Source organism: Erwinia sp. OLFS4 (assembly GCF_002752165.1).
GTDB lineage: Bacteria > Pseudomonadota > Gammaproteobacteria > Enterobacterales > Enterobacteriaceae > Izhakiella.
Genome location: NZ_MOMB01000002.1, coordinates 12,253 through 24,483, shown reverse-complemented (window position 1 = coordinate 24,483; position 12,231 = coordinate 12,253). Strand labels below are relative to the sequence as shown.

General features: G+C 55.1%; 12 protein-coding genes. 5 read left to right on the top strand and 7 right to left on the bottom strand.

The window, feature by feature from the left end; genetic code table 11:
- The first annotated feature begins 156 nt into the window (after positions 1–156).
- Both acrD and BL249_RS19345 read left to right on the top strand, forming a co-directional pair.
- Entirely contained in the window at positions 157–3,270 is a 3,114-nt protein-coding gene (acrD, locus tag BL249_RS00860; protein WP_099705168.1) for a multidrug efflux RND transporter permease AcrD, read from the top strand.
- A gap of 55 nt (positions 3,271–3,325) precedes the next feature.
- Complete coding sequence (locus BL249_RS19345; RefSeq protein ID WP_256385412.1) at positions 3,326–3,460, top strand: hypothetical protein; 135 nt, start codon at positions 3,326–3,328, stop codon at positions 3,458–3,460.
- A 14-nt stretch (positions 3,461–3,474) separates the two neighbouring features.
- On the opposite strand, the gene BL249_RS00855 is transcribed toward BL249_RS19345, so the two are convergent.
- Positions 3,475–3,669, bottom strand: coding sequence for a hypothetical protein (locus tag BL249_RS00855; protein WP_099705169.1), 195 nt, complete (start codon positions 3,667–3,669; stop codon positions 3,475–3,477).
- Positions 3,670–3,801: 132 nt separating this feature from the next.
- On the opposite strand from BL249_RS00855, the gene BL249_RS00850 reads away from it, so the two are divergent.
- Genes BL249_RS00850 through BL249_RS00840 form a run of 3 tightly spaced genes read left to right on the top strand, consistent with a single transcriptional unit; the run spans position 3,802 to position 5,506 of the window.
- On the top strand, positions 3,802–4,161 hold the full coding sequence (locus BL249_RS00850; protein WP_099705170.1) for an ArsC family reductase: 360 nt from the start codon (positions 3,802–3,804) through the stop codon (positions 4,159–4,161).
- A 2-nt stretch (positions 4,162–4,163) separates the two neighbouring features.
- A complete protein-coding gene (gene dapE / locus BL249_RS00845; protein WP_099705171.1) occupies positions 4,164–5,291 on the top strand; it encodes a succinyl-diaminopimelate desuccinylase in 1,128 nt (375 codons plus the stop codon).
- Between the two features lie 26 nt (positions 5,292–5,317).
- Entirely contained in the window at positions 5,318–5,506 is a 189-nt protein-coding gene (locus BL249_RS00840) for a YpfN family protein (RefSeq protein WP_099705172.1), read from the top strand.
- Positions 5,507–5,619: 113 nt separating this feature from the next.
- Here the strand turns inward: BL249_RS00840 and ypfH are convergent, their stop codons facing one another.
- From ypfH to dapA, 6 genes are all read right to left on the bottom strand, one after another.
- The gene (gene ypfH, locus BL249_RS00835) at positions 5,620–6,300 is read right to left on the bottom strand and encodes an esterase (RefSeq protein ID WP_099705173.1); all 681 of its coding nucleotides are present in this window, start codon (positions 6,298–6,300) and stop codon (positions 5,620–5,622) included.
- An 82-nt stretch (positions 6,301–6,382) separates the two neighbouring features.
- On the bottom strand, positions 6,383–8,380 hold the full coding sequence (locus tag BL249_RS00830) for a tRNA(Met) cytidine acetyltransferase TmcA (protein WP_446717687.1): 1,998 nt from the start codon (positions 8,378–8,380) through the stop codon (positions 6,383–6,385).
- Positions 8,377–9,228, bottom strand: a complete 852-nt coding sequence (gene ypfJ, locus BL249_RS00825; RefSeq protein WP_099705174.1) for a KPN_02809 family neutral zinc metallopeptidase — start codon at positions 9,226–9,228, stop codon at positions 8,377–8,379. The genes BL249_RS00830 and ypfJ overlap by 4 nt, the downstream gene beginning before the upstream one ends.
- 129 nt (positions 9,229–9,357) lie before the next feature.
- Positions 9,358–10,071: a phosphoribosylaminoimidazolesuccinocarboxamide synthase gene (gene purC, locus BL249_RS00820; protein ID WP_099705175.1), complete on the bottom strand. Its 714-nt coding sequence runs from the start codon at positions 10,069–10,071 to the stop codon at positions 9,358–9,360.
- A 108-nt stretch (positions 10,072–10,179) separates the two neighbouring features.
- On the bottom strand, positions 10,180–11,214 hold the full coding sequence (gene bamC / locus BL249_RS00815) for an outer membrane protein assembly factor BamC (protein ID WP_099705176.1): 1,035 nt from the start codon (positions 11,212–11,214) through the stop codon (positions 10,180–10,182).
- A gap of 15 nt (positions 11,215–11,229) precedes the next feature.
- On the bottom strand, positions 11,230–12,108 hold the full coding sequence (gene dapA / locus BL249_RS00810; RefSeq protein ID WP_099705177.1) for a 4-hydroxy-tetrahydrodipicolinate synthase: 879 nt from the start codon (positions 12,106–12,108) through the stop codon (positions 11,230–11,232).
- Between the last annotated feature and the right edge of the window lie 123 nt (positions 12,109–12,231).

The following is a 12,231-nucleotide window of genomic DNA, read 5'->3' as shown; positions in this document are numbered from 1 at the left end:
ATCTCTTACACATTCTTCTTAATTTCTTCACTATTCAGGCTAATTCAGCAGGTAGAGTGATTTGCTTAGACTGCTTTTAAATTTGATTAGACGCTGCGCGGACTGACGGTCAGCAACAGCGCTTTGCGGCTGGCATGCATCGGGAGCTGAGTTTTCATGGCGAATTTTTTTATCGACCGCCCCATTTTTGCCTGGGTGCTGGCGATATTGTTGTGCCTGACCGGCACGCTGGCTATTGTTAATCTGCCGGTAGAACAATACCCGAATATTGCGCCGCCACATGTGCGTATCACCACAACTTATCCCGGTGCCTCGGCTAAAACCGTTGATAATACCGTGACGCAGACCATTGAACAAAACATGACCGGCATTGATCATCTGCTCTATATGTCCTCCCAGAGCAGTAACACCGGTCAGGCCACCATATCGCTGACCTTCAGTGCCGGCACCAATCCCGATGAAGCCTTACAGCAGGTACAAAATCAGCTTAATACCGCGCTACGGCGTCTGCCACAGGCTGTTCAGTCGCAGGGGGTGACGGTAAAAAAGGTGGGTGACAGTAATATTCTGATGTTTGGGTTTGTTTCCACTGACGGCAGCATGAGCCGCCAGGACATTGCTGACTATATAGCCAGTAACGTCCAGGATCCGCTCAGCCGTATTAACGGCGTGGGCGAAATCGATCAGTATGGCTCGCAGTATGCCATGCGCATCTGGCTTAATCCCGACAAACTGATTAAATATGCACTCACCACCGCCGACGTGGTTAATGCCATTAAAGCCCAGAATACCCAGGTTGCTGTCGGTCAGCTGGGTGGTCTGCCGCAAACCAGCCAGCAGGCGCTTAACGCCACCGTTAACGCGCAATCGCTATTGCAAACGCCGGAGCAGTTTCGCCAGATTACGCTGAAAGTGGCACAGGATGGTTCACTGGTTACGCTTGGCGATGTGGCGACCATCGCCCTTGGCGCGGAAAGCTACAACTACATCACCCGATATAACGGACAAACCGCTTCCGGACTGGGCATCAAGCTGGCCGATGGCGCCAATGAGATAGAAACTGACCGGCTGGTGCGTCAGCGGGTTGAAGAGTTGTCGCATTATTTCCCTCACGGGTTACAGGCACGCATCGCCTATGAAGAAACCCCTTTTGTAAAAGCGTCGATCCACGATGTAGTCAAGACCCTGCTCGAAGCCATTCTGCTGGTATTCGCGGTGATGTACCTTTTTATGCAGAACTTCCGGGCAACCCTGATACCCACTATCGCCGTCCCGGTCGTTCTGCTGGGGACCTTTACTATCCTGGATGCCTGCGGGTTCAGCATCAATACGCTGACAATGTTTGCCATGGTGCTGGCCATTGGCCTGCTGGTAGACGATGCCATCGTGGTGGTGGAAAACGTCGAGCGTATTATCAGTGAAGAAGGCCTTTCCCCGCGTGACGCTACGCGCAAATCGATGGGGCAGATTCAGGGCGCGCTGGTCGGTATTGCTCTGGTCCTGTCTGCGGTGTTTGTGCCGATGGCATTTTTTGGCGGCACCGTCGGCGAAATCTACCGTCAGTTTTCCGTCACCATTGTTTCTGCCATGGCCCTTTCGGTACTGGTAGCGATGATTCTGACGCCTGCACTCTGTGCCAGCCTGTTAAAACCGGGCGCAAACGGTCACCACCGTCGGGGGTTCTTCGCATGGTTTAACCGGCAGTTTAACCGCAATGCCGATCGTTACCAGCACTGCGTCGCCAGACTGTTACAACGGGCGGGTCGCTGTCTGCTGCTTTACCTGCTGCTGCTGGCTGGACTGGTTGTCCTGTTTACCCGCCTGCCCGGCAGTTTTCTGCCGCTGGAAGATCGCGGCGTGTTTATGACCCAGGTGCAGCTCCCCCCAGGCTCAACCATGAACCAGACTCTGAAGGTGGTGGAAAAAGTTGAAAATTACTATATGCATGATGAAAAACAGAATGTGCAGTCGGTTTTCTCCACCGTGGGCGCCGGGCCGGGTGGCAACGGACAAAATGTCGCCCGCCTGTTTATTCGTCTGAAAGACTGGCAAGCCCGCCCGGGCAGCGACAACAGCGCCTTTGCTATTATTGAACGCGCCACCCGCTATTTCCGCCAGATTAATGAAGCGCGCGTCATTGCCAGCAGCCCGCCGGCAATCAGCGGCCTTGGCAGTGCCTCAGGTTTCGATCTGGAATTGCAGGATCACGGCGGTATGGGCCACAGCGCACTGATGCAAGCACGCGATAAATTACTGGAAATGGCCGGTCATAACGCCGATCTGGCCCGGGTGCGTCACAATGGTCTGGACGACAGTCCGCAGCTGCAAATTGACGTTGATCAGCGTAAAGCACAGGCGATGGGATTATCAATCACTGATATTAACGACACCCTGACCACTGCCTGGGGCTCAAGCTATGTCAACGATTTCCTCGATCGCGGTCGTACCAAAAAAGTGTATGTCCAGGCGGAAGCTGACTCACGCATGCTGCCTGATGACATCAATAAATGGTATGTCCGCAATGCCAGCGGTCAGATGGTGCCATTCAGCGCATTTGCCACCTCTCACTGGCAAAGTGGCTCACCGCGGCTGGAACGTTACAACGGTTACCCGTCGGTTGAGATTGTTGGCGAGCCGGCGGCCGGTACCAGTTCCGGTACCGCTATGAAGGTAATGGAACAGCTGGCCGCACAATTGCCAGAAGGATTTGGCCTGCAATGGACCGGGGCGTCTTACCAGGAGCGGTTGAGCGGCTCTCAGGCTCCCGCGCTGTACGCACTGTCACTGCTGGTTATTTTTCTCTGTCTGGCCGCTTTATATGAAAGCTGGTCCATTCCCTTTTCAGTGATGCTGGCGGTGCCATTGGGGGTGTTTGGCGCGCTGGTTGCCACCTGGTTACGTGGTCTGGATAACGACGTTTATTTTCAGGTTGGGCTATTGACCGTCATTGGTCTGACCGCTAAAAACGCCATTCTGATTGTTGAGTTTGCCAACAGCATGAATCGTCAGGGACTGCCGCTGATGGCATCGGTATTACAAGCGTCGCGTCAGCGATTGCGACCAATTATTATGACCTCACTGGCATTTGGTTTCGGCGTGCTACCGATGGTTCTGGCATCAGGAGCCGGTTCCAACAGTCAGCATGCGGTCGGTACCGGGGTGCTGGGTGGGATGGTTGCCGCGACGCTGCTGGCAATCTTTTTTGTTCCGCTATTCTTTATGCTGGTGAGAAAACGCTTTCCGCTGAAAACCCGGCCGCCAACAGCCTGAGCGCAATCATCCCTCAGGCTGCCGGGGCAGAAGACCGCCCGCAGCGGCTCAGAAAATGGCTGAAAGCAAAAGTGCTGTTATACTGGCTGGCCGGCTGGCCGCAGGTTACTCAGCGCGCCAGCCTGCTGAGAGCGCCGGGTATGCGGTATTTCCCCCGGCGAATGTTGAAAAAATGGATAACTTTCGCTGATCGCTTATTCACCCTTATTTGGCGACAACGACGGTGTCATAAGCACCGCTTTCGCTGTCAATGTGGGTTTTAGCTTCAGGGTGTTCAGCCAGCACGGCCTCCACCACCTGATTAAACTTATCGCAACGGCTCCCTTTCACCCGTTTGAAAATAATCGTTGAGCGGGTCTCCTGCACCAGGTGCGCCGCTGAATCTTTCATATAATTCATGGTGTTCTGCCTCCTGTCTGTAGCTGCGACATATTACCTGCTGTCATAAGCATGCATCCGCTGTAAACTAATGTATTGATGCAGGTCATCCTCTGAATTATGACCCCGTTTTTAACAAGGAAATAGGGAAAAATGCTTAAAATTTATGGCATCAAAAATTGTGATACGGTAAAAAAAGCACGCCGTTTTCTGCAGGAACAGCAGGTCGACGCGCACTTTCATGATTACCGTACTGATGGTCTCGATGCCGGACTGCTGGCCCGCTTTATTGACAGCCTCGGCTATCAGGCGCTACTGAATACCCGCGGGACAACCTGGCGAAAACTGGATGAAACAACACGCAATAATGTTCAGGACGCAGCCAGCGCCGCTGAACTCATGCTCGCCCATCCGTCACTGATTAAGCGGCCGCTATTGCTGGCGGAAAACGGTGCCATGCTGCTGGGTTTTGACGCGCAACGCTATACGGCCTTTATTCAGGAGAACCGCTAATTATGTTTTGTCCGGTCATAGAGCTGGCGCAACAGCTGATCCGCCGCCCTTCTCTCAGCCCCGATGATGCCGGCTGTCAGGCCATCATGATTTCCCGGCTTCAGGCGATTGGCTTTACGGTTGAACAAATGTCTTTCGGCGATACGGACAATTTCTGGGCCTGGCGGGGGGAAGGCGAAACCCTGGCATTTGCCGGCCACACCGACGTGGTAGCCCCTGGTGATACTTCACGCTGGATCAGTCCGCCGTTTGAGCCTTCCATCCGTGATGGTCTGCTATTTGGTCGCGGTGCCGCCGATATGAAAGGCTCACTGGCGGCAATGGTAGTAGCGGCTGAGCGTTTTGTCGCAGCACATCCCGATCACCGCGGCCGGCTGGCCTTTCTGATCACCTCTGATGAAGAAGCCAGCGCGGTAAACGGCACGGTTAAAGTGGTCGAAACGCTGATGGCGCGCAATGAAACCCTCGATTACTGCCTGGTGGGTGAGCCATCCAGTAGCGAATCAGTGGGCGACGTGGTAAAAAACGGCCGCCGGGGATCCATCACCGCCAATCTGACCGTTCACGGTGTTCAGGGACATGTTGCCTATCCGCATCTTGCCGATAATCCGGTGCATCGTGCCACTCCTTTCCTGCAGGAACTGATTAACACCGAATGGGATAACGGCAACGAGTTTTTTCCGCCGACCAGTATGCAGATTGCCAATATCCATGCCGGTACCGGCAGTAATAACGTCATTCCGGGCGATCTGAAACTGCAATTTAATTTTCGCTTCAGCACCGAACTGACTGACGGACAGATCCGTGCCCAGGTTGAAGCAATGCTGGAAAAACATGCGCTGCCTTATAGTATTCACTGGGAGCTTTCCGGCCAGCCTTTCCTGACTGAACGTGGCAAACTGGTGGATGCGGTGGTAAACGCGATTGGACACTATACTGAACACCCCCCCCGGTTACTGACAAACGGCGGCACCTCTGATGGACGTTTTATTGCCCGTATGGGTGCACAAGTTGTTGAACTGGGGCCGGTCAATGCCACTATTCATAAAATTAATGAGTGCGTAAAAGCGGCAGACCTGCAGCTGCTTAGCCGCATGTATCAGCGCATTATGGAACAGCTTATTGCCTGATCGCCCGGCTTACCCAAGGAGACAATATGGAATGGTTAAAACAATACTGGTGGATCATTATTATCGTGCTGATGGTCGGCGTACTGATTAACGTGTACAAGGACCTGAAACGCATTGATCCTAAAAAATATATGGAAAACAAACCCAAACTGCCGCCCCATCGTGATAATAATGCCAAATGGGACGATGATGATGACTGGCCGAAAAAATCCTGAAGACGGTTCAGCGCCAGACGCGTTGCCCAACAAACCGCCGGCAACGCGCTTATCGATAGCTGATACATCTGCGCTGCTTATTCACATTCATAGCGCGTGGCAGCGTAGTCAGCTCAGATAAAGGTCACCACGTCATTTTCCCCCGGCGTGCTGCCGCTCATGGCTTGTTCAAAGTAGCGCAGCGGAATTGTGTGATGCAGGTGATCAAGCGCCCGCTGCAGACTGCGATCGTCAATAATATCCAGCGTGATATCGCCACCAAGTGCCTGTAACCTCTCCTGGGCATCAACAGCGTGAATCAACGGGATCTGCTTGTCATCATCACCATGAATCAGGTGAATGGTGGTGTGCTGATTTGCCTGCTGCGGTAATTCAGCATAACGCCCGCTGAAGGCCACAACTCGTGCGGCAAGGGCATCGTGTTGTTTAACCGCTTCCAGCGCCATAATACTGCCCTGCGAGAAGCCAATCAGCGCTGTGGCATCCGCCCCCAGCCCGCTTTCATGCTGCCAGCGACGTACCGCCGCAATGAACGATGGCATCGCGTCATTAACCCGTTGTTGTCGTTGAGCCGGCGTCATCCCGCGGGTAGAGTACCACTGTCGTCCCACCCCGCTGCCACATGCACGCAGCGCGCCAATACTGACCACCAGCCCCTGCGGAAAAGAGTGGGCTAACGCGTCGCCGATGGCGCTGGCCATCCCTGCCGGGTTTTCTCCCTGACCGTGAAACAGCAAAAAAAGCTGTACGGCAGGTCCTGCAGGACGCTGAACGATGATTTGTTCTGATTTCATGGCTATTCTCCTGTGTGCTGCTGATAACTATACGCTGCTCAGCCTGGAGGAAAACGCGCAATTTTTGATGGTGTTGTTGGATTTATTGCAACAAGCGGATCTGCCCTTGCAAAGAGGCAGCCTGCCCGGCATCCAGTGAGTATAAACCACGACCGGCTTCCTCACGCCAGCGCGCCATCAGCTGGCGACGGCCACGCAGCGAAAACTGCTGGCACAGCGTGGCTGCCGGCTGACGCTGTAATATCGTCGCGCGCAGCAGCGGCATCGCCTCCACGCTGTGCAACAACAGCCTGCCCAGCGGCGCCCGGGTGGCTTCAAACGGGCGCAGAGCAAAAGCAAAACCCGCCAGCTCCAGCAGGTCCTGCTGGTCAGGTGGCCGTTCGCAGCGTGCAACGGGCGCAAGTTCAGGCTCATCAATCATCTCCTGCAGCCAGCCCAGCTCATCGCGAAAGCGTCGTTGCGCGCGTTCGGTCAGCCAGCTGCCCCGCCTGGTCAGCGGTAACAACGCCATAGCGGTGTAGCAGCCGCTGCTGGCTTCCCGATAACTGCCAATACGTACCAGCTGAAAGCCACAGGCCTGCCAGAATGCCGCCAGTTCCGTCGTGTAGCCAAAACTGACGGACAGATAATCACAACCACCAGCCTGCTGCACCGCTCGCGCCACCAGCCGCCGGCCAACCCCCTGCCGCCGCAATGCCGGCGCTACGGCAATACGGCTAATGCGTCGGGCACTTAGCTGCGGCGCGTCGCGCAAACCGGCATGGGCGGCCAGTGATTGTGCCACCAGATTACCGGCAGGACGCCGCCATCCAGCCCATATTCTGTCCGCCAGCGCCCGATCCAGTCCGCCTTCCTCAACCAGCCATAGCCCCCCCTGTACCCGCGACTGCTGCACAAGCAAAGTAAAATGCTGGCCCGGCGCATCCATCATCCGCCGCAGATCAAGCGGGGACGTACGATAGTGCGCGCTGCATAACAGCTGATAAAGCTGACTAAGCCTGTCTGCAGCCTGCCGCCAGTCCCGGGGCTGCAAGTCGTCATAATGAAGCTCGCCGTCAGTGCTGACAATCGCTGGCTCGTTAAAAATCAGCGCCTGATGCAGCCAGTTTTCCAGCGGATCGTTGTCAGCCCAGCGTAACGGATGACTGAGACTGTACATTCGTACCCCAGGCAACGAAGCGCAGAACTTCAGTACAAAACCGCGTCCGGTTCCTTCATAGCCCTGAATCGTGGTTGTCAGCAGAACACGGGGAAAGCACTGGATAAGCTGTCTCAGGACAGGTGCGGGGATCGCCGCCGCTTCATCTACCAGCAACCAGTCTCCCTGCGGCGGCGCACCGGCACGGCATAACGCCAGCAGCCGGTCGGGAGCAATAAACTGAAAGCGCTCGCCAGCAAAGGCGGACAGCACCGCCGTGGAAGCTTTTGCCGGCGCAGTTACCCAGCAGGGGCCCGGCCAGTGATGTACCAGCATTCCGGCCAGCGCCGATTTTCCGCGGCCGCGGCCGGCGGTCAGCACGTGCAGCGCCGGTGGACTAGCCAGCAATTGCTGACACAATGCTTGCTGCTGCCCGGGCTGGCTTTGCCAGGGGGGAAAGGCGTGGTTATCCGGCCAGCGCACCGCAGCGCCCTGCTGATGCAGCAGCACCTGAGGATCAGACAGCAGCTGGCATAGATGACGGATAAAATTGGGGGTTGCAATCGGTTGAGGCTGTTCGCTCCAGCGTAGTGAATCGCTGTCAGTCTGCTGTGCCCAGCTTTCCAACGCAGGCGTTAGCAGTAACAGCCAGCTGCCCGCTCGCAGCGTACCGGCTAACGCTGCAAATGCCTCGGCATGAAAGCCCTGACGGGCATCAAACACCGCATGATGGAATTCACGACCAAGCAGCGTACGGATGGCATCCGGCGCACAGCTTAGCGCGACTGGTGACGCACCGCCAACCCACAACCAGTCCCCCGGCAGCGTTTGCTGCCAGCAGGCGGCCTGCTGCAGACACCATTGAGCATCGCCACTCAACACGGCCAGTCTGCGGATACCGCAGACTGACATTTTAGCGGTATAGTCGGCTAACCGGTTCACCGGAAAGTATTGCAGTCAGCCGGGTTGCCGCTGTCAAAGCCACGCTTAAACCAGCTATATCGCTGCTGGGAAGTGCCATGAGTAAAGCTGTCGGGCACCACCCGGCCCTGACTGCGCTGCTGCAGGCGATCGTCGCCGATAGCTTGCGCTGCGTTCAGCGCCTGCTGCAAATCTCCCGGTTCGAGGATGTCCTGTTGCTGCATATAATGTCCCCAGACGCCGGCAAAGCAATCTGCCTGCAGTTCCATCTTAACCGACAGCTGGTTAGCCTGTGCCTGACTGACCCCCTGCTGCATTTGCCGCACTTTCGATGCAATACCCAGCAGCTTTTGTACGTGGTGCCCCACTTCATGGGCTATCACGTATCCCTGAGCAAATTCACCGCCGGCACCCAGTTTGTTTTTCATCTCATCATAAAACGACAGGTCGATATAAACCTTACTGTCTGCCGGACAGTAAAACGGTCCCATGGCGGCCTGACCACTGCCGCAGGCGGTCGGCGTCACACCGCGATACATCACCAGCGTGGGTGCCTGCCAGGGTTTACCCATCTGTTTAAACAATTTTTGCCAGGTGTCTTCCGTTAATGCAAACATCACCGAGGTAAATTTAGCCGCTTCATCATCGCGCGCGCTGCGCGCGCCCTGCTGCTGTGGTGCGCTTAACGAAGTTGATTCGCCGGTTAACAACGGCGTCAGATCGTACCCGTAATATCCAGCTATCATCACAATCACCAGCAACACAAATCCGCCCTTGCCGCGCGGAATGCGCATACGACCACCGCCCACAGTGGGTTGATCCCGACGGTCTTCGACATTGTCGCTTTCGCGATGGCCTCTCCAGCGCATAACTTTTCTCCGGCGTGCAGCAGGTTAATAAATCTGAATAAATAAGATGGATTTTAGTCGGGGCGGCGCGTGAACACCAGCGCGGAGCAGGAAAATCGGCGCCCGATACTCACCGGGCACCGGGAAACATTAATCCAGATTAACACCAAGACGACGCGCCACTTCTTCGTAGGCTTCAATAACACCGCCGAGACTCTGACGGAAACGGTCTTTGTCCATCTTGTCCATTGTTTGCTTGTCCCACAGGCGCGCACCATCCGGTGAGAACTCATCCCCCAGCACTACTTCGCCGTGATACAAACCAAATTCCAGCTTGAAATCAACCAGAATAAGCCCGGCATCATCAAACAGCCGGCTCAGTACTTCGTTAGCTTTAACGGTCAGTTCACCCATGCGCGCCAGATGCGCTTTACTGACCCAACCAAAGGTTTCGCAATACGAGGCATTGATCATCGGATCGTGCATTGCATCATTCTTCAAAAACAGATCGAACAGCGGCGGGTTGAGTATCATCCCCTCTTCTACCCCAAGACGCTTCACCAGTGAACCTGCCGCGCGGTTACGCATCACACATTCCACCGGCACCATGTCCAGTTTCTTTACCAGCGCTTCATTTGCGGAAAGCAGCGCTTCCATCTGGGTCGGAATGCCAGCCTGTTCCAGTTTGCTCATGATGAAGTAGTTAAACTTGTTATTCACCATTCCTTTGCGATCAAACTGCTCAATACGCGCTCCATCGCCTGCTGACGTATCATTGCGAAATTCGAGTATCAGCAGGTCCGGATTGTCGGTGCTGTATACGGTTTTCGCTTTACCACGATACAACTCAGCTTGCTTTTGCATCTTTATTAACTCCACACAGATTGCCAGATACTTGCCGCACATTGATAACGGTAACGTTTGCGCAGACTGAATAAAAAAGCCGGGGATAGCCCCGGCCTGTTGGTCATTTTATTTACTGAAAGCCGCCTGTAACACCGGCACCAGCGCATCATTCTGCGACTGGCTCAGGGTATGGCCTTTCGGGTCCAGCACCTGCAGGCTACTGCGGTTGCCTAAATCACCGACCTGAAGTTTATATTTACCATTTGGCAAACCGGGATCTTTTGCAGCCAGCTGATCCCAGCTACTGCTACCCGGTGACTTATAGCTCACGCTGAGGCTGCCCTGAGAGCGATTGCTGTCGGTCACCTTCATGCCTATACGTTCAAGTGAAGCCGGCAGGCGCTGCCACACGGTATTAAACGGCGCCCGCACGATCAGATTCGGCAGGCCGGTATCATCGGCACCGCTCTGCACGTCGAGCTGAGTGGCACTACGGTTGGCCGCCGCATTTTCGCGGGCGTCTTCGGCTTTATTCAGTTCGCCGCTAAGGACGTTAAGCATCTGTGCCGTATAACGCTGCACTTCTGCTGACGAACTCACATCCTTGCCGGCCTGCTGCAACTGTAACAGGCGCACGGTCAACAGCTGCTGGTAACCCTGCTGCTGAACGCTAATCTGATAACGGCCGCGATACTGTTGATCTTCGTCGGCACGCTGCCATTCAACCCAGTCTGTCGTTAACGACTGGCTGGCATCCTGCTGTTCAGCAATCGGATAATGGTGTGACTTCACCACGCTGACCACCTGTGGCCACAGTCCGGCGTTCCGCACCCCATCTAACATCAGCATACCGGTGTTACCGCTAAACTGAGTACGGGTGCCATTCATCAGAGCCAGTGCCTGAGCCGGAGGGCGGATATCAAGCTTTTTGCCGACCGGGCCTTTACTGGCAACCGCCGGCACATCGTAATCGCCGTTCTGAATAGGTAAAATCATTCCTGACGGAGCATGCAGATCCTGCAGGCCAGGCGCTTTCAGGTAGTCGTCACTGTCGCTGACCTGACGTTTATAATGCTGATCGTTAGAACACCCGGCCAGCAGCATCGCGGTGGAAAGGCCAAGCACCGTAAATAGCGCGGACCTTTTTACTGTAAAAGCCATCAACTCTCCCTAAAATTACAGCAGTTCAGCCTGCTTCAGCGCCTGTTCCACCACCGCCTCAGCAGCTGCGCTCAGCGGGGTCATTGGCAGACGCAGCGTATCGGTTTCTATCAGCCCCAGTCTTCTGGCTGCCCATTTCACCGGAACAGGATTCGGTTCACAAAACAGTTTTTGATGCAGCGGCATCAGTCGCTGGTTAAGGCGACGTGCGGCTGCGAACTCGCCGTTTTCAGCCAGCCGGCAGAGGTCAGCCATTTCACGCGCGGCAACGTTCGCCGTCACGGAAATCACTCCCCGGCCGCCAAGCTGCATCAGGTCAAGTGCGGTGGCATCATCACCACTAACGATAATGAAGTCATCACCAGCCAGCTCTTGGATCAGGGCAACACGCGATAAGTTCCCGGTCGCCTCTTTGATTCCGATAATATTTTTAATTTCTGCCAGTCTGCCGACGGTTTCCGGCAGCATATCGCAGCCGGTACGGGAAGGCACATTGTACAACATTTGCGGCAGCTCGGTACTTTCGGCAATCGCTTTAAAATGCTGATACAACCCTTCCTGGGTCGGGCGATTGTAGTAAGGTACCACGGTAAGGCAACCTACCACACCCGTGCCAACAAAACGTTTCGTCAGGGAGATGCCTTCAGCGGTCGCATTCGTGCCGGTGCCGGCAATCACCGGAATGCGCCCATCGGCAAGCTCGAGCGTCATCATGACCACATCCGCATGCTCAGCATGGGTCAGGGTGGCGCATTCACCGGTTGTGCCAACAGAGACGATAGCGGAGGTGCCGCTATTTACATGATAATCAACTAGTTTTCTCAGACTCGCCCGACAGACGTCACCTTTTTCATTCATCGGTGTAACGAGTGCAACAATACTTCCCGTAAACATTGGCCATCCCCTCGACAAACAAGTACTTCATGGTACGTTTGACCCTGGGTCAAAAGCAAGGGCGCAAGGCGTTTCAAGCGCTTGTCAGCAGATTTTTTTATGTTTACCTTATTGTTATTAGTA